Annotated in this window: 21 protein-coding genes and 1 pseudogene; 7 read left to right on the top strand and 15 right to left on the bottom strand. The window is 44.7% G+C overall.

Annotated elements, in window-relative coordinates; genetic code table 11:
* Positions 1-315: 315 nt before the first annotated feature.
* Positions 316-966 carry a class I SAM-dependent methyltransferase gene (locus PQR79_RS05420; RefSeq protein WP_238107159.1) on the top strand — a complete coding sequence of 217 codons (651 nt, stop codon included), beginning with the start codon at positions 316-318 and terminating at the stop codon, positions 964-966.
* A 305-nt stretch (positions 967-1,271) separates the two neighbouring features.
* Here PQR79_RS05420 and PQR79_RS05415 read toward each other — a convergent pair whose 3' ends face one another.
* From PQR79_RS05415 to PQR79_RS05345, 15 genes are all read right to left on the bottom strand, one after another.
* Entirely contained in the window at positions 1,272-2,264 is a 993-nt protein-coding gene (locus tag PQR79_RS05415; RefSeq protein ID WP_238107160.1) for an AgmX/PglI C-terminal domain-containing protein, read from the bottom strand.
* 1 nt (position 2,265) lies between these two features.
* Entirely contained in the window at positions 2,266-2,799 is a 534-nt protein-coding gene (locus tag PQR79_RS05410) for an ExbD/TolR family protein (RefSeq protein WP_238107161.1), read from the bottom strand.
* Positions 2,796-3,350 carry a biopolymer transporter ExbD gene (locus PQR79_RS05405; RefSeq protein ID WP_238107162.1) on the bottom strand — a complete coding sequence of 185 codons (555 nt, stop codon included), beginning with the start codon at positions 3,348-3,350 and terminating at the stop codon, positions 2,796-2,798. The genes PQR79_RS05410 and PQR79_RS05405 overlap by 4 nt, the downstream gene beginning before the upstream one ends.
* A gap of 5 nt (positions 3,351-3,355) precedes the next feature.
* On the bottom strand, positions 3,356-4,009 hold the full coding sequence (locus tag PQR79_RS05400) for a MotA/TolQ/ExbB proton channel family protein (protein ID WP_238107163.1): 654 nt from the start codon (positions 4,007-4,009) through the stop codon (positions 3,356-3,358).
* Between the two features lie 120 nt (positions 4,010-4,129).
* Positions 4,130-4,450 carry a hypothetical protein gene (locus PQR79_RS05395; RefSeq protein ID WP_238107164.1) on the bottom strand — a complete coding sequence of 107 codons (321 nt, stop codon included), beginning with the start codon at positions 4,448-4,450 and terminating at the stop codon, positions 4,130-4,132.
* 1 nt (position 4,451) lies between these two features.
* Entirely contained in the window at positions 4,452-5,240 is a 789-nt protein-coding gene (locus PQR79_RS05390) for a tetratricopeptide repeat protein (protein ID WP_238107165.1), read from the bottom strand.
* Entirely contained in the window at positions 5,227-8,271 is a 3,045-nt protein-coding gene (locus PQR79_RS05385) for a tetratricopeptide repeat protein (protein WP_238107166.1), read from the bottom strand. The genes PQR79_RS05390 and PQR79_RS05385 overlap by 14 nt, the downstream gene beginning before the upstream one ends.
* Entirely contained in the window at positions 8,271-10,403 is a 2,133-nt protein-coding gene (locus PQR79_RS05380; RefSeq protein WP_274408408.1) for a tetratricopeptide repeat protein, read from the bottom strand. Before PQR79_RS05380 ends, PQR79_RS05385 begins: the two co-directional genes overlap by 1 nt.
* Before the next feature lie 6 nt (positions 10,404-10,409).
* Positions 10,410-10,964, bottom strand: a complete 555-nt coding sequence (locus PQR79_RS05375; RefSeq protein WP_274408407.1) for an AraC family transcriptional regulator — start codon at positions 10,962-10,964, stop codon at positions 10,410-10,412.
* Between the two features lie 65 nt (positions 10,965-11,029).
* The gene (locus PQR79_RS05370) at positions 11,030-12,184 is read right to left on the bottom strand and encodes a DUF3570 domain-containing protein (RefSeq protein ID WP_238107169.1); all 1,155 of its coding nucleotides are present in this window, start codon (positions 12,182-12,184) and stop codon (positions 11,030-11,032) included.
* Positions 12,171-12,434, bottom strand: coding sequence for a DUF4266 domain-containing protein (locus PQR79_RS05365; protein WP_238107170.1), 264 nt, complete (start codon positions 12,432-12,434; stop codon positions 12,171-12,173). The genes PQR79_RS05370 and PQR79_RS05365 overlap by 14 nt, the downstream gene beginning before the upstream one ends.
* 4 nt (positions 12,435-12,438) lie before the next feature.
* Complete coding sequence (locus PQR79_RS05360; protein ID WP_238107171.1) at positions 12,439-12,957, bottom strand: TlpA family protein disulfide reductase; 519 nt, start codon at positions 12,955-12,957, stop codon at positions 12,439-12,441.
* 52 nt (positions 12,958-13,009) lie between these two features.
* A complete protein-coding gene (locus PQR79_RS05355) occupies positions 13,010-13,672 on the bottom strand; it encodes an outer membrane beta-barrel domain-containing protein (RefSeq protein WP_238107172.1) in 663 nt (220 codons plus the stop codon).
* Complete coding sequence (locus PQR79_RS05350) at positions 13,642-14,382, bottom strand: outer membrane beta-barrel protein (RefSeq protein ID WP_274408406.1); 741 nt, start codon at positions 14,380-14,382, stop codon at positions 13,642-13,644. The genes PQR79_RS05355 and PQR79_RS05350 overlap by 31 nt, the downstream gene beginning before the upstream one ends.
* 53 nt (positions 14,383-14,435) lie before the next feature.
* Entirely contained in the window at positions 14,436-17,093 is a 2,658-nt protein-coding gene (locus PQR79_RS05345) for an HzsA-related protein (RefSeq protein ID WP_238107174.1), read from the bottom strand.
* Positions 17,094-17,481: 388 nt separating this feature from the next.
* Between PQR79_RS05345 and PQR79_RS05340 the strand changes: the two genes are divergently transcribed.
* The 6 genes and pseudogenes from PQR79_RS05340 to PQR79_RS05315 all read left to right on the top strand — a co-directional run.
* On the top strand, positions 17,482-18,750 hold the full coding sequence (locus PQR79_RS05340; RefSeq protein ID WP_238107175.1) for a hypothetical protein: 1,269 nt from the start codon (positions 17,482-17,484) through the stop codon (positions 18,748-18,750).
* Between the two features lie 2 nt (positions 18,751-18,752).
* Complete coding sequence (locus PQR79_RS05335) at positions 18,753-21,191, top strand: LamG domain-containing protein (RefSeq protein WP_238107176.1); 2,439 nt, start codon at positions 18,753-18,755, stop codon at positions 21,189-21,191.
* A gap of 102 nt (positions 21,192-21,293) precedes the next feature.
* Positions 21,294-22,871, top strand: coding sequence for a general secretion pathway protein GspF (locus PQR79_RS05330; RefSeq protein WP_238107177.1), 1,578 nt, complete (start codon positions 21,294-21,296; stop codon positions 22,869-22,871).
* A gap of 1,029 nt (positions 22,872-23,900) precedes the next feature.
* On the top strand, positions 23,901-24,374 hold the full coding sequence (locus PQR79_RS05325; protein WP_238106149.1) for a hypothetical protein: 474 nt from the start codon (positions 23,901-23,903) through the stop codon (positions 24,372-24,374).
* 94 nt (positions 24,375-24,468) lie between these two features.
* Positions 24,469-24,870, top strand: a complete 402-nt coding sequence (gene maoP, locus PQR79_RS05320; RefSeq protein ID WP_238106148.1) for a DUF413 domain-containing protein — start codon at positions 24,469-24,471, stop codon at positions 24,868-24,870.
* A gap of 287 nt (positions 24,871-25,157) precedes the next feature.
* Positions 25,158-25,239 (top strand): annotated as a pseudogene (locus PQR79_RS05315) (Mobile element protein); the annotation flags it as partial.

Raw genomic sequence — 25,239 nt, 5'->3', positions numbered from 1 at the left:
CAGGGGTTCCAAATAATCTAATGGGACGTTGGCTCTCGAGACTTGCTCAAATTAGCAAAATATCCATTTATGTGTATTAAGAACAAGCAGGTTACCTGAGGTTTCACTTCGATACAATCACCCGAGACTAAAAAGAATGTGACAGAATGATTGAGTGATGATGCAAGTGCCTTAGTGCACTTATTTAGTGACTCTATAATTGGCGGGATATTATATAAATAGATTGTCTTTTGGTCAGATTACTATAGCTTGGTTAGTCTTACGTTTTGTCACTTATTGCAGATACTTGGCCGAGCATGACAACAAGGCCTCCCAATGACACATTTACGTTTAAGCTACCAAACGGTTGAGTTTGGTAAAATTGATATTCATCTATGCACTTTGCGCGATAAGCAAGAGTTTTCTGATCCAGATGGTGTAGCTGAAAAACTGGGCATTTCATCAGCTACCTGGCCGCTTTTTGGTGTTGTTTGGCCGTCTAGTTTGGTGCTTGCTCATCATATTGGAGGGTACCACACTGGAAATAAACGCATTCTTGAAATCGGCTGCGGCATGGCTCTGAGCAGTTTGTTATTGAATAAAAGGCATGCCGACATAACAGCGACAGACTACCATCCAGAAGTGGGTAAGTTTTTATTGCGTAATACTGAGCTCAATCAAGATAAACCGATTAGTTATGAACAAGCTGATTGGGCCAGTAGTCAAGATCATTTAGGTTTGTTTGATTTAATTATTGGCAGCGATTTACTCTACGAAGATGAGCATGTTGAGTTGTTAGCTAATTTTATTAATGCCCATGCAAATGATACTTGTGAAGTGATTTTAGTAGACCCCGGCCGAGGCAAAAAAAATAAGCTGTCGACCAGAATGATTGCATTAGGTTTTAGCGCTGCCCAACAAAAACCGTTACACACAGACTATTTACCAGAAGCATTTAAAGGCCATATATTGACCTTTTGGCGTTAAAACAGCTTGGCACTGGGTCGCTCTTTTCTGTCCTTATTGATGGCAAATCAGCAGCTGGTTGCTACATGATTGCGCTGGCTCGTGATGAGCACTGCTATTAACAGCAGGTCTTTTATTGCTGCTGTTAATAGCAATCAGCACAAAAAATGTGATCATGCTTACTGGTTAACATCGCTTATCACCTCGTTAGACATGTTGACGTTAGAACAACTCGCTCGCTGCAATTTCAGCCTTGTGCTAAGCGATTTTTCCGACGCAATCTCTGATCGCTTATTTATTCTGATTGGTATACGTTTTATGCTCATTTAGCTTGGGAAAAAGTCAATGGCCCAAATGGTGGTCATGACCGCCACTTTTTCAGCTGGGAAGGTGATTGAACGGAGCACCAAGGTTAATTGACGCTCTAATTTTGCATCATTTAACTCACTTGATTTAATGGTCACCTTGCTAATACTGCCATTAGGTTGAATGACAATTTCAAACATCACTTTACCTTTTAAGAACGGATCTTTTCTAAGCGCACGATTGTAGAGCGAATAAAGCCGCGACTTATTAGCCTCTAATGTTCTCCTCAGTGCCGCTTCTGAACGTTGACCAGCATGACTTGCCTGACTGGCCTTTTCTGCTGCTGCGCCTTGGCTGGCTAACACTTCTTCTTTTGCGAGGCGAATTTGCTGGGTTTCGTTACCGCTAAGTGAGCCAGATGACACTGTTTGGCTTATGGTTGATTTTGCCAAACTGTCGGTTTGTTTATTGGCCGCGCCGGCGAGTAGGTCACGTTTTACTTTAACCTCTTGGCTTGTGGTTTGCTCAAGCTTACGCTGCGCCGTTGGGGTAACATCAAAAGCGTCGCGCATCGAAAATAGCTCATCTTTCATGGCGGCTAAGCCTGATGTGCTGGCTTTTTCTTTGGCGGCCTCACGGGTTGTGGGTTGCACCACTTGAGGTTTTACCACTGGCTCTATCGGCTTTTCTACCACCTTGTCTTCTGGCGGAGTGGGTTCTGGCTCAGGCAGAGGTTCCGGCTCTGGAGGCTTCACGTCAGGTTTGACTGGTGGCGGTAGCTGCTTTTCTTGCAAGATGATTTTGGCCAATTGCGGCGGTACCTGCTCTTTCACTTCACGTGGCAGTTCAACTTGTTCAAGCATGGGCACCACAACGGCAAACACCAAATAAACCAACAGCAAGGCCCACAAAATCAGTTTAAACAGTTTGTCTTGTTTGCTGGGTTTAAATAAGTCGCCTAAATCATTAAAGCTATGAGTAGTTTGATGCGGGTGAAAGGTTGCTGTTGTCATATTAGCCCTCACCATTAGCTTGCTTTGCTTGTTGTTCAACCGCTAACGAAATATCACGGTATCCCGTTGCTGCACAGGCGGCCATTATTTGTTTTAACACCACATAAGGTGTTGCTGCATCGCCAATAATAGTGACAGCTCGGCCGTTTTGTTGTTCGGTTTCCGTCAGCTTGGTACGTTTACTGGCTTGATAGGTTAGCTCGGTGGTTAAGGTGTTAATAAACTCAGGGTTTTCTTGTTCAGTTAACCCTTGTCCATTTTCACTTTTTTGCCAAATCGCCCGCTCTTGTACTAACACAGTGTCGGCGATGACGGTGATGACCAGGTTTTCAACGGGCAAGGTGTCAGCGACAGAGACCGGCAAGCTGATCTTTTCAATATTTTGCAATACGCGCACTTCAGACTGGTTCACAATTAAGAAAAACACCAAAATCGTGAAAATGTCCATTAAGGCGACAAGGTTAAGCTTGCTACCCGCCTTTAAGCGTTTGTGATGTTTTACTAATCTGCGGCTTCTGGCCGATTGCTTCATCATTGCTTGGCTCCTACTGCTTGTCCAATAGCGGCCTGTGGCTCTGAGTCGCTGGCCGCGGGAGCATCACCAAGCGAGATCATTGGAAACAACTCAGCATCAACTAAATTAGCCGCAACCACAGCTTTGAACGAACGCACTGTGTCCATGGCCGACACTATGGTTTGATAGTCGATGGCTGGGTCGAGCAGTAATACGATGTCGTTTTTATCGATACCTTGCTGCTGAAAGGTCAGCTTTAAGTCTTGCAGGTACACCGACAGTGCAGCAAAGTCGTAACCTGCGTCTGTGACTTCAAAGCGTTTTAGCGACATGCCTGCTGGGTAATTTAATTCCAGGCGAGCAGGGGTGATCACAAGTTCGAGTATTTTAGGTTCTTGCTCATCTTGGGCTTGCTCCGCCTCAGACAAAACTGGCAATTGCAGATTTAAAATACGCACTTGTGAGAACACCAAACTCAGCAGTAACACTGGCACTAGCACAATCATCAAGTTCATGAATGAGGTGATATCCAGTTCTGCATCTTGGGTATTGGGGCGACGGTGGCGTCTCATACTCATTAGCCTCGGTTGTTATCCGTTTGCTGGTTAAATGACAACGAATTAAGCAATTTGATGCCTGCCATTTCAATTGAGTCAACAATGGTGGCAGTTTTAGTTTGCAGGCTCGAGTGAAATAAAATCAGTGGGATAGCGGTGATCAAACCAAATGCGGTGGTGTTCATTGCCACCGAAATACTCGATGACAATAAGTTGGCTTTTTCAGCTGGGTCGGCGCTGGCTACGGCCGAGAAAGCGGCAATGAGGCCCATGATGGTACCAAGTAGCCCGAGTAACGTTGCGATATTGGCCAGTGTGGCAATAAAGGGAGTGCGTTTTTCAAGGCGCAGCATGTATTCCATTACGGTTTCTTCCATGGCGTATTCAACATCTTCGCGGCGACTGGCACTTGATATACGGGCAATACCTGACTGCAATACATCAAACACTGGCGCTTTATGATTTTGTGCATGTTGGCTAATGGTATTGATGTCGCCGGTTTTGAGGGCACTTTTAATCAACGAAAAGGCTTTTTGGTTAGTGCGATGCGCTGAGCTTAAATATAACCAGCGTTCAATGGTAATGGCCAAGCCAACCACTAGCACTAATGCGATAGGGTAGATAAATGGGCCGCCATTTTGTAAAAACGCAATGATATGGTCGGTAAAACTCATGTGATGTTCCTTCTATTTTTGTTGTTTGTCACCAGATGTTTATGGCTGCATGGGGACAATGTTCTTGTGGCTCAGGTTGTGAGTGTATGCTGATATTTATCTGTATTTATTTTATTGAGGTTACTCTGTCTGTTGATTGCTATTGGCAAAGTCTCTCACCTGTTGCCTAAATGCTTTGGGGTTAATGGGTTTAAATTCAGGCAGGGTAAGCCGCATGTCTTTGTTATTAATGTCTATCGGATTGGTGATCCCTTGCCACGGCATGATATACAGCACTTTAGGTTGCTCTTGTGAGCCTGTTACCTGGCTTTCGATCACCACAGGCTTGTTGTTGACTGCCGTTGTGTTTGGCTTGTCGGCTTCATTGGCAAAACTTGATTGAATAGCCGCCGCCCAACACCATGTAACCGCAATGAGTTGCAGCACTTTTATTGTGTTCATCTTAGCCTGCTCCATTGCTGTTTTCGGGGAGGGTTAACCCAGCTCGTTGAATTTTAATTTCCACACCAGCAAGCCAGCGTTTTGCTTGCTCATCATCGGGCTGATTGGCTAAGAAAGCCAAATAAAACTGCCTTGCTTGTAATAACTTACCGCGATAAAGCTCTAATAATATGGCTAAATTGATTTGAGCCTGAGGGTACTGTGGCCACAATGCTAGTGCGGTTAAGTAGCCTTGTTCGGCTTGGGCATATTGACCTTGTTGCCTAGCAAGGTTCGCCTTAATTTGATGCGCATATGGGTTACTGCTATTAGCCTTAATGGCTTGGTCTAATAGTGTATCTGCTTGCTCAAAAGCTTGTTGGTTAATCGCTATGATGGCTTTATTGACGTAAGCCCCCGACAATTGTGGCTGCGCTGCGATGACATGATCAAATAGACTGTTAGCGTTTTGCCATTGCTGATTTTTCATGGCATTAATGGCTTGTTGATATTGTGCTAATACCGCGGCAGGGACTTCAGCTAAGCGTTGCGGTGCTTGTTCAAGGTACACGTTGCGCTGATCTTGCTTATCGGCAATAGCGGTTAAAGTATGATTGGCGTCTTTGTGAGTGATATTAACCATGTCGACAATGTTTTTTTCGGCTGTATCCGATGACTCTGCAAGGTTTGGCGTATTTGCATCATTGCTATTTGGCGCTGTGCTGCAACTGGCTAACAACGTCACACAGAAAAAGGCGATAAATGCACTTTGCTTAATGGGTGAGGTTGATAATGATTTAATGAATCGCATCGATAACCTCGTGTGTTAATTCTGATTTTTGGTACAGGGCAGGTGACATCTCTGCCAGGCGAATAAAGCTTTTATCAACCCATTGATCAACAATATCTTCCCACGCCCGCTGGGTGTTACTCATGTGGATGTCGATGGCTTTTTCTTCAAACGGATAAGCTAGCTCTTCAAGTAAGATTTCGTATTCTTCTAAAGCTAACTCATCTAAGTCACTCGGGCGCTGAGAGTTCATCATGTCGGCAGCCAGTTGGCGATACATTTCTGCCAGATTATAAGTGGCATGCGGCACATATTTAGCTAATTGAAAATTGAGTACTTGTTGATAATAAGCAATGGCTTTTTTCATGGCGTCTTGTTTACGCTTTAAGCTTTTTTGTAGTGGCGCATTAAGCTTAATGGCCGCAAAGCTACGTTGCTCTGCTTCGCCTAACGCAAAGGCGGCAATTGAGGCGATTTCGACCTGGCGGGCTTGAATGGCGTTGGCATCACTTTGCCATTGCTGGCGATCAAAGCTGAGTATTTGCCTAAACCAGTAATACTGTTTGTTGGCCTCACCGCTTTGGCGATAAAACTCACTCATTTTAAAGCGCACTTCCTGTGCCACATCAAATGGTTGTGGGTAGGTTTTTGCATAACTTCTGAATGTGGTGAGGGCGTTGTTGCGATCGCCTGCTTTTAAATAATATTCGGCTGCGGTGTATTGTGCTTCACGCTTTAATGGGCCTGGTTGTTCGTTGGCGACAATAATCAATAATTGTTCGGCTGCTAAATCCCACTGGCCTAACGCTTCGTATGATTGGGCTAATTTTGCCGGGATTGCCGCGCTAAACTCATGGTTTGGATATTGTTTTTGAAACGGTTTTAACACATCAATGGCTTGTTGCCAGCGCTGTTGTTCTAGTAATAGGTTAGCGGCATCCAGTTCTGCGTTTACTGCATATTGTGATTCTGGCACCACCTGAGCGACGCGCAATAACTGATTAACCGCTAATAGAGGCTCAGTTTGTTTAAGGGATTGAGCCTGAAAGTAAATACTCGAGGCCAATAAGTTGCGCATTTCACTCCAGGCCGTTGTGCTGCTGTTTGTGTATTGCAGCGCGAGCCCATAAGCGTCTTCTGCTTGTGCATATTGTTCTTGTTGATACAGGCTATTGGCGTACAGTTGGCTAACAAACTGAACTTGTTTACGGGCAATGTCTGATAAGGGGCTCGCTGTTTGTACAGTGCTAGTGTTTTCCGTCAGAGGCGTTATACCGTGAGCTTGCAAGACAAAATCGGTAAAGTATTTCAAGCTAACGTAGTCTTGGCTGTCAAATGAATATTGCGCCGCATTACTGGCCAATTGCAAGGCGCGTTCATCTTGCGGATATTGCTTAATAAATTGTTTATCTAATTGATTGCGTTTGCTAACCAATGGTGTGACAACCTCAGTTGCATTGGGGCTTTGCTGTGTTATCAGTTCACGAATGGTCACGGTTGTGGCGTAGGCCGACTGTTGCTGGATTTGGCTTAAGGCTATTGTTACTTCGGCTTCTGTTGGGTCATACGCAATGACGTAATAGCTGTCTAGGGCTGCTTGATATTGCTTTGCTTCAAAGTTAGCGTCAGCAAAAAGATACTGGTCGTGAATAATATCTTTGCTGAGTAATGGCTTAGCCAGGGGTAATTGAGCCAGTTGCAAATAAGTGTGTAATGCAGTGGCTGCGTGGGCAAAGGCGTTAATGCGCTCATTGCCTTGCAAGGTTTGTGCGTTGGCATATAAACGGCGGCTGTGCTCGTCACTAAAGCTCAGTAAATTCGGTAGTAATTCACTTTGGTGTGCCGTTGAAGCATTTAGCCAAAACGCGCTGTTTAAGCCGTATTGGTTGACATAATCATTTTTGAGCTGATGCATGGCGGCAAATTTACCCTGCTGCTGGAACAGGTCGAGCAAGTCCAGTGAAAAGCGCGCCGCCCAAATATTGTCTGGGGCCAAATCTATGTAAGCTTGATAGGTGAGCTCAGCATCATGATTGAGCTTCTTGTCGAGTAAAAAGGTGGCTAAGTTGGCAAATAACACATGTTGATATAAGCCAATATAGGGCAGTGATTGATTGTCATTAACCAATGCCACCAATGACTGTGATTGCAGTTGCTGGCTTAATGAAATACTCAGTACTCGTTGCGTATCAATGGCGAGGTTTTGCGCGCGACTGCCCAGCTTTTCAAAAGCAAAATCATCAGCGGTTAAACTGGCCACTTGTGGGGTGTTTTGTTGGTTAGCTACCAGTGCTTCAAACACTTGTAAAAAAGCGTTATCTGCATTGGCCAGTCGGTTGAGCTTAAATTCAGACCAACCGAGCATATACAAACTATTGAGCTGATATTTGTGATTATTGTTGGCTGTTAATACTTGTTTATAAGCTTGAATAGCCGCAGTGTAATTTTGCAAATTGTAGTAAATCTCACCGCGCCTAAAGTTCAGTTCAGCCAGATAATCGGTTTGTGGGTATTGGCTTAATAGTAATTCAACCTGCGCCAAGCTAGCGTCTAGATTGCCATGTAAGTCGAACGCTTTAGCTAATTGGTAGCGTAAATGTTCATTTTCAGCGCGCTGCGGATAGCGTTGGAGTAGCTGTTGGTATTGCTCAATCAATTGTTGTAATGCGGCATCATTTTTACTGAGCTGGGCCACTACCTGACTGTCGGCTTGTGTTGGGTCGGTTAACTCATCACCTAAGTCTGCATAAGATTGGGCTTCAAAGGATTCTGTATTAATTTGCGCCAGACGATATTCCACATGCGTGCGCACTTCTGGATCGGGTTCTAAGGTCAATAATTGTTGATAAATACCGGCCAAAGCGGCGCTTCGTTGCTGTTGGCTCATTTCGACGGCGGCGACTTGTTCGCTGCTCGTTTTATTGGCTAAATCACTCAAACTGGCCCGTTTGGCCTGTTGGTTATAATCAGTTTTCCCACTACTAAAACAACCCGATAACAGCATGCCACTGACGATAATCAACACGCTTGATGCATATGATGAGGCAGACATTAGCGCGCTCCTTGTGAAGCGGTATCAACACCAAGAGCTGCTGGGGTCGATGTATTTCCTGCTTGCGACATTTGCTCTAATACATTGGCCATTTGATGACGTGTCGTCAGTAATAATTGCTGTAATGTATATTGCTGTTGCTGGGTAAAGATACTGATCTTGCCACGGATTTCACGGCTGGTTTTGAGACTCAACGCTTCGATATTATGAGTCATCTTGTTGATGTCGATTTGTGTTTGCTGTTGGCGCTCGTCAAAGGCAGACAGTAAGCGCGGGTTCGTGGATAAATCACTAAAACGACTAGCTTGCAGCTCAAGTAGCTCGAGTTGTTCAGATAATTGCTTAAGATTTTGTTTATGTTGCCAAAGCTGTTGTGGAAATGTGCTTTGTAACTGCCATTGCAACACACCTTTTACTCTATTGAGTCGCTGTTGTTCATCATCGATATGACGTTGTGATACTAATTTATTCAGCGTGGACTGGCTTGCATCGATACGATTTAACCATTGTTGCTGCGTTGGGTTGGCAAACACCTGTGGGTTTTGTTCGATTTCTGCTTGGGCGATAATATTCGCGATACGCTGTTTTTGCGCCGTTAAGCTTTGAATTGTTTCGCGGTAAGCCAACTGCTTTTGTTGTGCTATCACTTTAGCCTGGCGTTGATTGTTTAACGTTAATGTGTCTTTAAGCCATTGGCTATTTGCTTGCTGGGTTTTGACATTGTCACTGAGTAACTCAAGGCTTAGCAGGGTTTGATAGTCGGTTGCCAATAAAGGATCTTGTAAGGCTTTTTTAAGCCAAGGGGCATCGGTGTTAAAGCGCTGGGTTAACATGAGCGCGAGCACATCTGACTTTGGTGTTAATAACAGGTGTTGCTCATCTTCAGCCTTAGTCGCAAAGTCCATGATGTTTTTGCTGTCGTTGAAGGAGCCAGCGAATTGTTTTATCTCGGCAATTTTTTGTAAATACAACTGCTCAGCTTGCTGATATAAGGTTAAGGCTTGTGCTAACGATTGCTGCTCGCTCACTTGTTTGGCGCTGAGCAATGCGGCTTGCCAGGCTAAATTTGAATAGGGGTATTGTTGCTGCAATAGCGTTAACAATTTGAACGACATGTCATATTGCTGTTGCTGCTGGGCCGAATAAGCAAACAAAAAGAGCGCCGATTCGGCATAAGGGCTTTGCTGGGGAAAATCAACTAACTCCCTGTAGGCTAAATCATATTGCTGATTGGCAACATAGAGTTGCGCCAGTAATAATTTGGCGTAGTCGTTAACCGCTTGCTGTTGCAATAATGCATCTTGTACTTGTGGGGTGAGCTCGTTGTTTTCGTCAAAAATATCGGGCTGTGCAAATGGGTTAAACAGCTTTTGCCAAAAATTAATCTCTGGAGCTTGCCATTGCTGGTTTTTAAGCTCAATTAAAATGGGTTGAGCTGCGCTGTATTGTTGTTGCTCCATGTAAAGTAATGCTTGGTTTAAGGCGATGTAGGCTGCAGAGGAATTAGTCTGTGTTACGTCTTCTTCAATGGCTGAGTTTTGTACTTGTGCCGTCAATGGTGCTGTCGCTGGCCAATAAGCTAATTGGCTTAATATATGGTATTGCTCAACATATTCAGGCAAAACGGCAGTGATTTTGCCTAAGGTGAGCTGGGCGCTGACGTTGTCGCCTTGATCAATTTGTTGCTCGGTTAATTGCAGTAAGGCAATTAGCAATAATTCTTGCGGTGATGTGGCCGATGTCGCTTGGCTGCGATTGCTGTTTGTTTGGTTTTGTTCAAATTGTGCCAAGGTTTGTGTGGCTTGCTCGTGTAAACCAATAGCCACTTGCAGCCCTGCTTCAAACAGTTGGCTACGATCAGAATTTATCCCCTGACGTTGACGGTTAAGGCTAATTTGCCTTAATGCGGCGCCGTAATCACCGGTAAAATAAAAGTATAATGCTTGGCGATAGAATTTATCTTCTAAGTCAGTTTTTACTGCAGTGATCCCCTCTGTTTGCTCTGCTGCATGGGCTGCAGGCTGGGCAAACAAGGTTAATGCGCAAGTGAGTAGCGCAGTAGCGCTCATAGGGCGCAAACGTTGGCCAAAACTGAGAGCTCGTTGAGCCACGGATTGAAAGATAACGGCCATTATGATTTACAACGCCCACTGTTCGACTTTGATATCAGCACGATAGCTTGATTCACTGTCTTCTACTTTAAGTTCAATCATCACGGTTTCATCGGTTTTATCAAAGTTATGGGTTATGGCGCGCTGTACTGTGCGACCTTCAGCATCGTTACCGGTAAAAACAGCAGTTAGCAGGTGCGGGCCAGTTTTGATATTACCCAGATAAATACGTTGAATGCCGCCTTGTTCTAATGCTTTACGTTGACGCTCGGTATACAAAAAACCGCTCACATTATTGTCGTCAATTTTAAGTTCTACACTGTCAAGCTTAAGAAAACGCCCAACATCAACCGACACAAACACGGCAATTTGAGTGCTAGCTGGAAACAGTAAATCTTCTTCCAAAATAAACAAATCACGATTGAGCTTTAATACCTGACTTTTAATGTCTTCAAGTTCAGATGCCAGCGTGCCTTTGGTGGTATCTTCTGCGTGAACAGGCATGCACAATAAGCCAGCAAGCAGCAGGGTAGCGGCAAATAGACGGGATGAAAAAGCATAACATTTATGCACTGTAGTCATAGGGGTAAGGCCTTGGTAATTGCGTCGTAGGAGCAATATTTTATCGATAACGTTAAATACACACATTAAAAGTACACGCTAATAAAGGCGCGAACCACATTGGCTGAGAAGCCATAAAACGGTTCATTACCGACTCCGCCTTCAGCATTAGGGTTCCTAAAGTTATTGTATTGAAAGTCAATATAATCCCATTGTAAGGATGCCTCTGAGCGGATATCGCCAAATGACATCGACGCGGGCAGCATATAGGTGATCCCTAAACCATAGGTAATGTCGCTAAAGTCACTTAACTCTTTGTCGCGCGCCATATAATTTTGCGCGTCACGATAAGGGAATAAATCGCTGTAAAACTCCGCCTGAGTTTGCTGGTAGTAACGCACTTTTAGCTCTAGTTCTAAACTGTCACCAATAGGATGTCGGTAACCTACTTCAACATCGCTGGCGGTGATTTCCCAACTGTCGTTAAAATGGCGATAGTGAAAAAACAGCGCGGCGCGGTAAGGTAAAAAGTAACTGGCTGATAATTTTGCCGCAAACGAATTGCGAGTTTCTGGGTAGACTTCGGCTTGGTATCCCACTCCAGATGGAATGCTGTTGTCGAGATAACGCACAGTACGATAAGGATTATTTAAATAACCACTGTCGGCAATGGCTTCAACGTTGAGGCTGGCGGTGAGGTTACGAGTTAAAATTTGATTGATACCAGCACGAATACGATATTGCTCGCTTTGTTCTTCAAAAATGTCATCACCATTGCGTTTAATTTCGTTATCGCCGTAAGATAGCCCCAAATTAAGGTTGGTTAAGTCGCCAAAGGTGTCTTGAGACACATTAATGCTAAATGACTGGGCTAAATAATCGTCTTCATTACTTTGACGTAAATTAAGCGACATTAAGGTTTTGTCGTGTAAGTATTCAATTCCGATTTGGCCTTCGTGGCGTTTTTCGCTGTACGGGCTGGCGGTACTGATCACATCGACTGACGCAGATGAGATACTGTCTAGATAATAGTAAGCGGTAATCGCCACCGATTCAGAAGCCTTTTTTCGCAGCATGACTGACGGACCATCAATGGTCATGCCGCCACCTTCGTAGCTGTGATACAACACATCGGCGCGGTCAGGATCTAGCACCGCTGCTTGCGCCGTTAAGCCACTCATTGCTAAACATAATGTCGCGAAGAGTTTAACGCTGTTATTAAGCCATTTAGTTACAACCACAACCACCCCCTCCGGTGCCTTCTGCGCCACGAGCCGATTCACGGCCTTCAAGTACGTGAGCCACATGCATGCTCGCGCTTGGATGACGATTCAGGCGCATAATCGGGTCGGCCAGGTTTTGTCGCTCATAGGGTTTAACCCAGGGTTCAATGCCCATGCTAGAGCAACCACTTAGGCCAACAAGGCTGAGTAGGGCGATAGCTTTAAGCGTTAATGCGATAATGCGAGTGGGTACTGTGAATGTCAGCATCGATTTACTCTCTGATCAGCTGTTTAATGGCTGCGGCGTATTTTTGCTCGTAACCATCTTGATAACCTTGAAACACAAAGCGAACCTTGCCATTGCGATCAATCATCACCGTCGTCGGCATGGCTTCAACCTGATAGGTTTTAGACAAGGAGTTGGTTTGGTCAAAAAAGATTGAGAAGCTTAAATCAAGATCGGCTAAAAAATCTTTACCGGCCTGGTTTTCTTGCTCAACATTGACGCCCCACACTTGCACGCCTAGGTCTTGATACTTGTCTTGTAGCTTCTGCAGTACCGGCATTTCTTTACGGCAAGGGCCGCACCAAGATGCCCAAAAGTTGATTAAGACTATCTCACCACGTTGTTCAGCTAAATTAAGGTTAGTGCCTTGCTGATTTTTTAAGGTGAAGTCGGGTGCCGCGTCGCCAATTGTGAGGGCTTGAGCTTGCATCGACACGATTTGCATCGACAATAACAATGCCCCTAAGGCAATAAGACTTTTACCGCTAAATCGACTGAACAACATTGTATTTCCTTATTGGTTTTTCTTATAAGTACTGATTTGAAATCAGTAAAACTTAAAAATAAAACGACACACCGGTGGCAAAGCTTAGATTGTGTGTGGTTTTAGATTCACCAGTGACCTCGGTATTAAATAGGTAATCACTCATGCTTAAATCCCATGCTATCCAGTCCGTTAAAAACACCCGATAGTTGGCCGTTAAGTTAACGGTAAATTGCTCGTCACCGGCAAAGTCGGTGTTCCCGCCACCGAGTTCAATTGAAAACACGCTATTAAACACTGTGTCTTTACTGAAAAAGATTTCACCAGGCAGCAAGTTATAGCCAATGTTTAAGCCGTAATACGTTAACTCGCGCTCGTCATCGGTTAGCAGCGGTGCAGCATTGGCCAGTTTTTCAAAACTGGTTTTGCCCGCTTTAGCTTGGGCGTAGCGAGCTTTAACATAAAAATGTTCGCTGATGTGATACCCAAGATGCGCACTAAGCCATGAGCTAGACTCAAAATCTTCAATCGACATGATGCCGCCTTGAATACCCACTTCAAAATTTTCTGTGTCGAGCAGGTCGTCAAGCACATCGCGGCGCTCAACATCGGCTTTAACCGTGCTAGCTGTATCATCAGCGGCAAAGGCAGCTGAGCTTGGGGTTAATGCGGTCAACGCCAATGTACTGGCGGTGAATAACGGCATTAAAAAAATACGCTGAATCCTATTTTCCATGTTTGGATCTCTTCATTTTCATCTCGGTCGGTTAAGGCTAACGAGAGTTTGTATTCGGCGCGTAATATAAAATTACGGGCAAGGTGGTATTTAACGCCTGCAGCAGCGCTCATGAGTGTGCTACGACGTGATTCAGTGTCGGCTAACACACTATGCGGTTCGGTATTAATGACTCCTGCACCAACACCGATGTAAGGCACTACGGTTAAGTCGGGAATGGGGTGACTAAGTAACATGACTTCAAGTACATCACTGTCAGAAATGCTGCCCAAAGCTTTACCCGCTGAGAGTTCAGCACTAAAAACAGGCGTAAAGGCATAACCGGCAAACAAGTTATAAAAGTTTGCCCCTTCTAGGTCGCCATACATGACCCCTGCTTCAAAGTGACGGTTAATCACGTCTTGTTCTGTGATTTGTGTGGTGCTAATGGCTTGATCGTTTTGGGATAAGCCTAATAAATTATCTTCATGAAACCAGCCTTCAACGCCGCGTTTGTCTTTTACTTTTAGCCAAGAGGTGCGTTTAAGCAATACGCTAACCATCTCGTTTTTTTCAATGATTGCTACCACAGGATAACCCGCACTCGGCCCTGAATGCAGCTCAACAAAAGGAACGTCGATACGTAAACTCAGGTTGTCGTTAGCCTGCACTATTGGGCTTAGGCACAATAATGTCAGTAGCAGGCAAGTGTTGCGTATGTATGTCAGCATAATTCCCTATCGCAAAGTTTATTGCGCCAACCCAGACGTTGGCGTTTGCTTTGTTAGTCCTGTGAGTAAAATGGCGTGTTGTAATATTGAGCGCCAATGTCTAACCATTCGTTGAGTAATTTGAGCTCATCTGCCGACAACATATTTTGGTGTGTGGTGTTGTTCATCACCTCAAAAAATGTGCTGCTTGCGTTTGCACCGTTAGTCGACAAAATAGCGGGTACATTGACCGTGGTTAACACTGGAATAGGGTTACCATCTGCGTCGAGAATTAGCTCGCCATTACTGTCAACCTGATACACCACGTTGCCGTCAGCATCGAGCACTTCAATTAATCTGTCGATTAAAATACCGTCGACTTCTTCTTGTTCTACATCGTTAAACAGCAGCTCGCGGTATGAGGTTAAATGGGCTGGCTCATCGCTAGACGCCGAATTCATTAACGATAATTGCCCTGCTGGCACCTGGGCTGCGCCGTCGGCATCAACAATATTGTGGCAACTGGTACAGGTGTTATCGGCAATAACCGTTTGGGTTGCTGCATCAATAACAGGTCGGGTTAAATCCCACAATGGCTGAATGTGCTCGACATAATTGATTTGTATGCGGCAGTAAGCTGTCCAATCGTTAAAGCATTCACTGCCATTGGGTGCCGGTGTAGCTAAGTTATTGTAACTGTATTCGATACTTGGATTTACAGCAGACAACACTGGGTTTGTCCAAATGTCGGTGTATTTTATGCTTGCAGTTAGCTCTGCAAGGCCATTGACCATTTCATCGGCTTCGGCCATGGTTTGCCCTTGCTCTGGAATGATGTTGCTGCTGGCATTAGGGTAAGCAAAACCGCCGGTCGCGCCAGGGTTAATGCTGTCTGCTTGTGCGTCTAATCGCCCGTGAGGCAACTGACTGTTTGAGGTATGACAGCCGATACATTCTAAGGTTTCACCTGGGATTAATGTTATCCATTGACGATGACGACCGCCGATACGTTGGCCATCTGCATCTAACACGCTAATGGCTAACGGCACGTTGGCTGGGACTTTAATTTTAATTGAACCATCGGGTTGAATAGGGCTATAACCAATAATCTCGCGCATAAGTTGATTATTGCTGCGGCCAAAATCCGTGTTTGGAATGTCGCGCACCTCATCAGGCGGCATCGGCACGCCACGCACAATGCGTAAAAAACGTGCGGGTAAATTAGCGGCAGGTGTTTGTGATGGGTCACTTAACTGACTGATCCCACCGGCATTGGCGGTGCTGTCGATCCCGTCAAAGTCATACACGCTGCGAATATGGATTGAGCCAGCTAACTCTTGGCTAAGCTGCGAGTCGAGCTCATTACCGACCACTTTATCGGCAATAAAGGTTTTAGGCTGCGAGCTTGGTTGCAATACTACTGACTCAGTTAATACGGTTCCTTGAGCGGTTGTGGCAACTAACTGTTGGGTGTTTTCGGCGTTATCGAGTAGCCATAATTCGTATAACGGATCAGCTTGAATCAGGTTTTCATCGGCCAGTTGCTCAGCGGTTAACTGACCGCAAGCACGGACCATATCGTTGATCACCACTCGGCATAAATCCCAACTCATTAAGTATCGTTGACTGGTGTCGGGGAGGGGAAATAGATGATTTAACCGACCCGTTTGAGCAAGTTCTGTTGAAAATGAAAAGCTAAAGTCGGCGAGTTCAACGTCAGTAATGGCACTTGCTTGCGCTGCAGATGTGGCAGTGGCTTGCTCTGCATCAATATAGTCATCAATATTAATCAGCACGGGGCGTTTTTGGATAACACTGTCGTCTTGCGAGGCTAACAACATCAAAATCTCACCACTAGGTAACTGTTGCGGCTTGATAAAATCAATGGATTCGTTTTGGCCATCTAAACTGAGTTGATGCGAATGCCAGCCAAATACTAACTCATTGTCACTGCCATCTGGGTTCATGCGGTATAAATTAACCCCGTGATTAGCCCCCATTCTGTCCCAACGGCTGTATAAAATTTTACCGCTTTGCAGTACCAGTGGATAAAAGTCGTGGCTTAAATTGAACGTAAGCTGTGTGATGGCGCTGCCATCGGGATCCATAACGTGGATGTTGAAGGTTTCATTGTCGCGGTTTTCGTCCAATGCGGTATATTGTGGTTTACCCTCATCGAGTAAAATGGCACGTGATAAACGCTGCCGTGTTGAGGCAAAAATAATTCTGCCGTCAGGCAAAAAGCTTGGCATTAAGTCATCGGCTTGTTCTGCGGTGACATCACTGCTTATGACGCGTTCTAGCGTTTCATCTGCAACGCGATAACGCCAAATATTCCATTTGGGTTGCTCATCATCGTCTGCATTGTCAATTTCTGGGGCGCGGATGGCCATTAACATTTGTTGGCCGTCGTCTGAAACGGAAAGATCGCGAATATCAATAAGCTGATCTTCACCAAATAAGTTGGCTGTTAAGTTAGTGGCAGGAGAGTCGGCAAAGGCATTTCGTTTAATTAATAGTTGCGCACCAGGATTAAAAAAAGCTGGGTTGAGGGGAGTAAATTGTGCGGGTGATTGTTCGACAGCAGTTAAGTTTCGCTCGATATAGGCTACCGGATATTCAACAAGAACGGGATCAGGCTGTTCATCTTTTATTGCTGTTTCAGTGTTACACCCCATTAACAATGTAGTTACTGTCAGCACGATTATGTTATAGCCCCAAGTCGGCCTCATTTGTTTTCCTTTACGGTTATTATTATTGTAATGACTACTGTAAATATCTTAGTGAAACCGGATTGCACTTGACATTATTGCCTTGTAGGCTCAGTGTTTCAAGACTTTTATGCAAATTGTTTCAATACTTTTTTTTGACGGTTTTAGGCACTTTTTTGACGTCAATCAATTGGCTGAGAGTGTCAAAAAAATTAACAAAATAAAAACTTTTAATGTGGCGCATTGAATGATTTAATCAGCAACATTCGCGATAACAATTGCTTAAAAAATACTCACGACAAGTGTGTTCAATAGCGTCGGCTAAAGTTATCTGACGTTCAAAAACTGAGCGCCTATCTACGCCAGAGCAAGTATATGGCTAAGAAGTCAGTGTGAAAAAGGAGACAGTATGAAGGATCGACTTCGTACGGTAACAAGCCAGCGCTTATTATCTTATTTGGGAAAAACCATGCAGGTTAAGCATTTTATCAATCTATCGGCAGTTGGGGCATTAAGCCTACTCTCTGCCAATGTGGTTGCAGGTAGTTTAGAGCAAGCTAAACAATTACATGACCGCATTGCCGGTGTTGTCGCGTCGGAAACAACCTTGCAAAGCATGGCGACATTACTCGATGACGGTAAACCCATTGAAGCCGCTTACTTGGCAATGGAAACTCCTGCGTTTTACTCCACCACACTGAAACTATTTGCTACGCCGTGGACCAATATTGACCAAGATATTTTTGCGCCATTAAATGACTATTCTGCCACTGTGATTGGGGCCGTGAGAGACGATGTTGATTTTAGAGAAATCTTGCAGGCTGATATGGTGTATGTGGGCAAAAACAGCCTGAATTTACCGGCTTATAATCGAAATAATAACGACCATTATCAAGCCTTAGAAGATCAGTTTATTGATTTAAAAGAGGGGCTTGAACGCACCACGCAATCGAGTTTAAATGGGTTGCCTTCATCTGCCACCGCTGGCGTGTTAACCAGCAGAGCGGCTGCAAAAGAGTTTTTTTATTTAGGCACAAACCGCGCGATGTTCCGCTTTACCTTAATGAACCATTTATGCACAGATCTTGAGCCGCTAAAAGATAATACTCGTCCAACGGATAGAATACGCCAAGATGTTAGTCGCAGCCCGGGTGGCGACAGCCGCTTGTTTATAAATAATTGTTCAAGTTGTCACAGCGGCATGGACCCATTAGCCCAAGCCTTTGCTTACTATCAGTATGAGTTTAATTTGGATCAAGATCCTAGCGGTGAAAATGGCGCGATTGTTTATAACACCAGTGGCCAGACCGATCCTGATACCGGCACTCGCGTTCAAGGTAAGTACCACATTAATGCTAGCAGTTTCCCCTATGGCTTTGTGACCCCAAACGATGATTGGCAAAACTACTGGCGTGAAGGCCCCAATCAAAAACTGGGCTGGGACAGTGGTTTGCCAGGTCAAGGAAGTGGTGCAAAGTCCTTAGGGCAAGAGCTGGCTAACAGCAATGCGTTTGCACAATGCCAGGTAAAAAAAGTCTTTAAGTCAGTCTGTTTGCGTGATGCAGAAAGCCAAGCCGACATTGCACAAATTAACGCAACAACCGCTTCTTTTAAGCAGAATGCGTATCAACTTAAGCGAGTGTTCGCTGAAGTTGGCAACTACTGTATGGGAGAATAGACATGGAGTATGTATTGATTAAGCGCCTTGCTATTGTCTCATTATTTGTTGGATTGACTGCTTGCGGCGGCGGTGATGTCGAAGAGAATCCACCTGCGGTGCAAACCCCTACCTCAGATGTTTATACCGGACCTGCAGCCGCGACCGCAGACATTCAAAAATACAAGACGTCGTTATGGGACAACATATCAACTCAAGATAAATGCGGAGCCTGCCACACAGAAGGTAATCAAGCCCCGTATTTTGCCAGTCGTAATGATGTTAACGATGCTTATGCCGCCACCAACCCGTTGGTTGATTTAACCGATCCTAAAGCATCGCGCTTAGTGACTAAAGTTGCTGGAGGCCATAATTGTTGGCTTGCCAGTGATTCAGCCTGCGGCGAAACCATGACCCAATGGATAAAATTGTGGGCCGATGAACGTGTCAGCACTGCCAATACCATTGAGTTAACTGCCCCGGTGATCCGCGATCCTGGTGCGAGTAAAAACTTTCCGGATGACAGTAGCCTCTTTAGCCAACACGTTTACCCAATCGTGAATCAATATTGTGTGTCTTGCCATAACGAAAGTGCGCCAGCTGCGCAGTCGCCGTTTTTTGCCAGTAATGATATTGATCAGGCTTACGAGGCAGCAAAAGGGGTGATTAATTTAGATGAGCCAGCACAATCTAGGCTTGTTGTACGTTTGGGTTCTGAATTTCATAATTGCTGGGATAATTGTGTCGATAACAGCATTGAAATGCGTGATGCCATTATTGCGCTCAGTGAAGGCATTGAGCTTGATGAAATCTCGCCAGATATGGTGGTGTCTAAATCATTACGCTTAACCGACGGCATTACCGCCTCAAGTGGCGGCCGTTTTGAAACCGACGTGATTGCCCTTTATCAATTTAAAACAGGTGAGGGCACAATAGCTTACGATACCTCTGGTATTTCGCCTGCTGCTAATTTAACCCTCAGCGGCGATGTAGACTGGCTAGGAAGTTGGGGATTGTCGTTTACCAATGGTAAAGCACAGGCGAGTACTGCAAACAGCAAAAAAATCCATGACTTAATTACTGCAACCGGTGAGTTTTCGATTGAAGCCTGGGTAACCCCTAATAATGTGACTCAAGAGGGACCTGCCCGTATTGTCACGTATTCAGCAGGTGATGATGCTCGTAATTTTACCTTAGGACAAACCCAATATAATTATGACTTTATGCTCAGAACTGACGCATCAAGCAGCAATGGCGAACCGGCGTTAAGCACCCCAGATGCAGATGAAGTGCTGCAAGCAACTTTGCAACACGTGGTCATGACCTATAACGCCACTAACGGCCGCAGTATTTATGTCAATGGTCAGTTGATTGATGTGGTTGATGAGGACATTGCGCCATTAGCAAACTGGGACGACAGTTTTGCATTAATTTTAGGCCGAGAAGCGTCAAACCAACATGTGTGGCAAGGTGATATTAGGTTACTTGCTATTTATAATCGCGTATTAGCGTCCGAACAAGTGCAGCAAAACTATGAGGTTGGTGTTGGTGAAAAGTTCTTTTTACTGTTTTCGATAAGTCATCTCATCGATTTACCTAATACCTATGTGATGTTTGAGGTAAGCCAATTTGATAATTACAGTTATCTATTCAGCAATGCTGCAATTGTGAATATTGATGGCACACCAGTGAGCGACAGTTTTGAGGTAAAAGGCTTACGTATTGGCATCAATGGCAAAGAAAGCCCTCAGGGTCAATCTTATGTCAATCTTGACCTGTCTATTTCTGCGGGACAAGCGATTGCAGAGCCGTTTTCAATCTCTTCATTAGGTACCATTATTGCACTTGAAAAAGGCGCAAGTCAGGATGAGTTTTTTTTAAGCTTTGAACAACTAGGCGAGCACAGTAATGTAGTGTTACCTGGGGTATTTGTTCCCCCAACCGAGGTGCCTGCCACGACAGAATCAGCTCAAGTGGGTGTGCGTAATTTCGCTGAAATTAATCACAGTATGAGCGTACTAACCGGAGTGGCTCAGCAATCAAGTAAGGTGTTTGACACCTATGAGCTGGTTAAACGTCAATTACCCAGCATTGAGAACATTGAAACCTTTATTTCAGCGCAGCAGATGGGCATTACCCAATTAGCGATTGCTTACTGTGACACGGCAATTGAAGATAACACCATACGCAGTAATTGGTTCCCTGATGTAGATTTTACTGTTGAGCCAGGTGTGGCATTAAGTGCTGCGCAAAGGGGTAACTTACTTAATCCATTAATTAATCAATTAATGCCGTTATCTTTGGGTAATCAACCTAATCAAAGCGATGTGTATGCAGAGTTAGATAGTCTGGTGACTGGTTTGTCGGTGTGCAGTGGGACCTGTAATGCCGAGCGCACTCGCACCATAGCCAAATCAAGCTGCGCAGCGGTATTGGCCAGCGCTGTTATGTTAGTGCAATAGGGGGGCAGATGATAAATCCATTAATCTGTATACAACCAAGACTGACACTATTGCGCTTAACAGCAGATAACAATGTAAAACTGATACAACAAGGATCCAACAATGCCTAAGCCAAAGCACTTTCATCCAGACAGTCCATTGTTGTTTGCTGATCATCGTAAACCCATGACAAGGCGTGAGTTTATTTCAACGGGGTTATACAAGGGTGGTGCCGCCGTTGCGGGATTATCTATGTTTAGCATGTTTGCTAATCCTAACAATGCGCATGCTGCTTTGTCGCCAGATCTTGAAGCATTAAGGGGCTCTTGCGGTATTAGCGTTCAAGGTGCAGGTAAAATTCCGTTTATTAGTTTTGATTTGGCTGGCGGCGCTAACATTGCCGGCTCAAATGTATTAGTTGGCGGCGCGGGTGGTCAGCAAGACTTTTTATCTACAGCGGGTTACAACAAGTTAGGCTTACCCGGTGATATGGCGCCATCGATTGCTAATCCTAATGCTGGGATGTCTGATTTTATCAATACCGATTTAGGCCTAGCATTTCATTCTGACTCGGCATTTTTACGCGGTATTTTAGAAAAAGTGTCTCCCGACACTGCATCGCGCATAAACGGCGCCGTGATCCCCAATCGCTCAGACAACGACACCGGCAACAACCCGCATAACCCAATGTATGCCATTGCGGCGGCAGGTGCGAATGGTTCGTTAATGCCGTTGGTCGGGTCGCGTAACTCCGATTCGGGCGGCAACTCAATGGCACCCACCAGTTTTATTGATTTGAGTAAACGTCCAACGAAAATTGACCGCCCATCAGATGTGACCGGCTTAGTGGATGTGGGTGATTTATTCAGTTTATTGTCGCAACGTGATGCTGTGGCGGTAATGGAGAGTATTCAGCGCATCAGTGCACAAAAAATGGCGGCGGTAAATACTCAGGTGACTCGTGATGATGTGATTAAAGATTTAGTCAATTGTGGCTATGTTAAAAGCGCTGATTTAGCGGATCGCTTTGGCGACCCATCAACGTTAAATCCGTTACTTGACCCTGATATTGTGGGCCCAGGTGGCATATTTGGCATTAACGAGTTTGACTCAGAGTCAGAGTTTCAAAAAACGGCGTCGATTATGAAGCTAGTAGTGAACGGCTTTTCTGGCGCTGGTACGGTCACTATGGGTGGGTTTGATTATCACACTGGCGAGCGGGCAACCGGTGAGTTACGCGACCTACGTGCAGGGCGCTGTATGGGAGCATGCTTAGAGTATGCGTCGCGCCGCAATATGCCGTTAATGTTGTATGTGTTCAGTGATGGCTCAGTTTCAAGTAATGGCCGTATTGATGACTCAATAGAAGGCCGTGGTAAAGGCGAGTGGACGGGTGATAACTCTTCAACCGGAGCCTCATTCTTTTTGGTGTATAACCCTTCTGGAAAACCCCAATTAATGGGCGGCAATGACGACCAAATGGTGCAAAAACAACAAATTGGCTTTATGCGCTCTGATGCGTCAGTTGATACCGCGTCAGCCCCGTCGGCCAATAACGTGAATTTATTAGTGGAAACGGTACTGCTTAATTACATGGCATTACACGGCGAACAAGGCCAATTTACCTCCGTAGCCCCAATGCAAGGGTTAGGTAATGCCACTATGCTCGATTCGCTAACCGCGTTTCAACCGATAGTGTAGGGAGTGTTACTGCGCCAGAATTTTATACTGGCGTATTAAAGACACTTTTTAATATATCGCTAGCTCGCATGGATACGGCTGAATCACCTCAAGTTCAAACGCTTCTGCGACACGCTGCCAGTACATCCTTGTAAGCTCGGCCATGACGTCCATGTCATGGACGGTCACAGCCGCGCTTGCTCTCGACGCTCTATCTCTGCGTTGCTGACTGTGTATTGACGCTAAAGTGTTGAAAAATATTGGCTCATGGATGCGGCTGAATCACCTCAAGTTCAAACGCTTTTGTAACACGCTGCAAGTACATCCTTGTAAGCTCGGCCATGACGTCCATGTCATGGACGGTCACAGCCGCGCTTGCTCTCGACGCTCTATCTCTGCGTTGCTGACTGTGAATTGACGCTAAAGTGTTGAAAAATATTGGCTCATGGATGCGGCTGAATCACCTCAAGTTCAAACGCTTTTGTAACACGCTGCAAGTACATCCTTGTAAGCTCGGCCATGACGTCCATGTCATGGACGGTCACAGCCGCGCTTAAACTTAAGGCTTAATATCTTCGTTGCTGGCTGTGTAGCGGCAAAGATGTGAAGAGAAATATCAGCTCATGGATGCGGCAGAATCACCTCGCACAAAGGGGGAATATTAACTCCAAGCATCACATGCGAAAAAATCAAAAGTGTTAAAAAAACATCAGCATGAATACTTTTATGTGGCATGTACTAATTTTATGTACAGGTATAATGGTTTCTCATCGATTTACGCTAAAGAATGATTAAAAATTGGTCTTTAGTTGTATCGTTTTAAAAATAAAGAAATTGTAATTGTCTGATATTGTTATCTTTAATTTTTCGTCAAGTGAAAGTGAATTCTACTTTACGCGCAAGCTTGGTTTGTTTTTGTCTGTTAAACAAAATTAATTGCTTTACTTCAGTAAGATAGCAAATGTAGGATGATATTAATCAATAACTTAAGCTGCCGAATTTAAATTTATTTGGCCGTTCAATAAGCTGTTTATGTTTCAGGAGAGTTAGGTGGCAGTTTGGCAAGTTCCTATTGAGTTCGTCCCTGCCAAGTGGGCTGAAGAGAATAATTTTGAGGTTGAATCTCTCTATGGTGAGGATGGCTTCGATACAACTTGCGCTTGGATCGAGAACCAGCCCACTAAAGACCTCGATACTATATTCTCACCTATATTGCCAAAAGTAGATTCAAAGGATGAAGATTTATCGCTCTGGGGAAATGATAAAGTGCACGATATAAGTGTGTGGCACGAAGAAGGCGAAATACTTTCAATTGGGTTTAGGCTCGACCTTAGAGAAAACATCATAAGTATTATGTCTGCTCTCTGTGAGGCAGCCACTTCACTAAATTGTGTGTTGTTTGTTCCAGGGCAAAAGGTAATCCTTAACCCAAATGTGTTCGAGCTCAAACAGTACATTCTTAAATCAAATGCAGCTAAGTACGTGAACGATCCAGAGGGTTTTCTTAATGGGCTTAGCGAGTAAAAACATAACAAGCAAAGGCAGCATCGCCCTACGGGCTGGACGCGCTAACGCGCGCCGCTGCTTTGGGCGTTAGGAATATATTTGGAAATAACTAATGTCGGAAAAATCTAAACATAAAGCATTGATCGGAAAGCCACCAGAAGATATGGCGCATCTTGGATACTTATTTACGGAACGTGAGAGATCTTATCTGAACAAGTATGGCGCATGGTTAGATGCACTTGCGAATTCAAGAATTAGCCCAATTACAGCTAAACAATCCGAATTCCTAAAATCTGTACGTTGCGAAAAGCAACCCAAAACCGAAGCTGAAGTTATTTGGGCCAAATGGTCAAAAGCACGTGAAGAATTATTGCAGAAGCGAGCTGCAGCCAGATCAAGGAGGGAAAATGAAGAGTCCAAAAACATGTCTTCAATTTCCACGAAGAAGCCCTTTAGCTTTATTTGCAATGCATGCGGAAGCAACAGCCCAAATTTGTGCCGCTGTAGTGAATAATATTCCTAACAAATAAGGATAGGCCGCGCGAAGCCGCGTCCTTATCCCAAGAGCTAGAACATAGAGCTAGAACATGGCCACCCACTCCAAGCAATATCATGGCCACCCATTCTAGCTGGCTAAATAATAAACACTCAACTACGCTTTATTTACCTTTCACAAACGGTAATTAAAGATAAAATATTATGGCCACCCATTCTATAAAATATCATGGCCACCCATTCTATCTGGCTAAATAATAAACACTCAACTACGCTTTATTTACCTTTCACAAACGGTAATTAAAGATGGCTAGACCAAGACAGACAATCGTTAGCCTGGAAGATACACCTTACTACCACTGCTGTTCTCGTGTGGTGCGTAAGGCAT

Source organism: Shewanella metallivivens (assembly GCF_028750675.1).
Classification (GTDB): domain Bacteria; phylum Pseudomonadota; class Gammaproteobacteria; order Enterobacterales; family Shewanellaceae; genus Shewanella; species Shewanella metallivivens.
The sequence above is the reverse complement of the archived record's forward strand: the minus strand, read 5'-3'. Positions and strand labels throughout refer to the sequence as shown.

What these genes read in the sequence shown, in the direction of transcription:
- PQR79_RS05410 (WP_238107161.1), bottom strand. Translation starts at nt 2,799, where the DNA reads ATGATGAAGCAATCGGCCAGAAGCCGCAGATTAGTAAAACATCACAAA.
- PQR79_RS05355 (WP_238107172.1), bottom strand. Translation starts at nt 13,672, where the DNA reads ATGGAAAATAGGATTCAGCGTATTTTTTTAATGCCGTTATTCACCGCC.
- PQR79_RS05405 (WP_238107162.1), bottom strand. Translation starts at nt 3,350, where the DNA reads ATGAGACGCCACCGTCGCCCCAATACCCAAGATGCAGAACTGGATATC.
- PQR79_RS05340 (WP_238107175.1), top strand. Translation starts at nt 17,482, where the DNA reads ATGAAGGATCGACTTCGTACGGTAACAAGCCAGCGCTTATTATCTTAT.
- PQR79_RS05400 (WP_238107163.1), bottom strand. Translation starts at nt 4,009, where the DNA reads ATGAGTTTTACCGACCATATCATTGCGTTTTTACAAAATGGCGGCCCA.
- PQR79_RS05380 (WP_274408408.1), bottom strand. Translation starts at nt 10,403, where the DNA reads ATGGCCGTTATCTTTCAATCCGTGGCTCAACGAGCTCTCAGTTTTGGC.
- PQR79_RS05330 (WP_238107177.1), top strand. Translation starts at nt 21,294, where the DNA reads ATGCCTAAGCCAAAGCACTTTCATCCAGACAGTCCATTGTTGTTTGCT.
- PQR79_RS05395 (WP_238107164.1), bottom strand. Translation starts at nt 4,450, where the DNA reads ATGAACACAATAAAAGTGCTGCAACTCATTGCGGTTACATGGTGTTGG.
- PQR79_RS05350 (WP_274408406.1), bottom strand. Translation starts at nt 14,382, where the DNA reads ATGCTGACATACATACGCAACACTTGCCTGCTACTGACATTATTGTGC.
- PQR79_RS05415 (WP_238107160.1), bottom strand. Translation starts at nt 2,264, where the DNA reads ATGACAACAGCAACCTTTCACCCGCATCAAACTACTCATAGCTTTAAT.
- PQR79_RS05335 (WP_238107176.1), top strand. Translation starts at nt 18,753, where the DNA reads ATGGAGTATGTATTGATTAAGCGCCTTGCTATTGTCTCATTATTTGTT.
- PQR79_RS05385 (WP_238107166.1), bottom strand. Translation starts at nt 8,271, where the DNA reads ATGTCTGCCTCATCATATGCATCAAGCGTGTTGATTATCGTCAGTGGC.
- maoP (WP_238106148.1), top strand. Translation starts at nt 24,469, where the DNA reads ATGTCGGAAAAATCTAAACATAAAGCATTGATCGGAAAGCCACCAGAA.
- PQR79_RS05365 (WP_238107170.1), bottom strand. Translation starts at nt 12,434, where the DNA reads ATGCTGACATTCACAGTACCCACTCGCATTATCGCATTAACGCTTAAA.
- PQR79_RS05375 (WP_274408407.1), bottom strand. Translation starts at nt 10,964, where the DNA reads ATGACTACAGTGCATAAATGTTATGCTTTTTCATCCCGTCTATTTGCC.
- PQR79_RS05390 (WP_238107165.1), bottom strand. Translation starts at nt 5,240, where the DNA reads ATGCGATTCATTAAATCATTATCAACCTCACCCATTAAGCAAAGTGCA.
- PQR79_RS05420 (WP_238107159.1), top strand. Translation starts at nt 316, where the DNA reads ATGACACATTTACGTTTAAGCTACCAAACGGTTGAGTTTGGTAAAATT.
- PQR79_RS05345 (WP_238107174.1), bottom strand. Translation starts at nt 17,093, where the DNA reads ATGAGGCCGACTTGGGGCTATAACATAATCGTGCTGACAGTAACTACA.
- PQR79_RS05360 (WP_238107171.1), bottom strand. Translation starts at nt 12,957, where the DNA reads ATGTTGTTCAGTCGATTTAGCGGTAAAAGTCTTATTGCCTTAGGGGCA.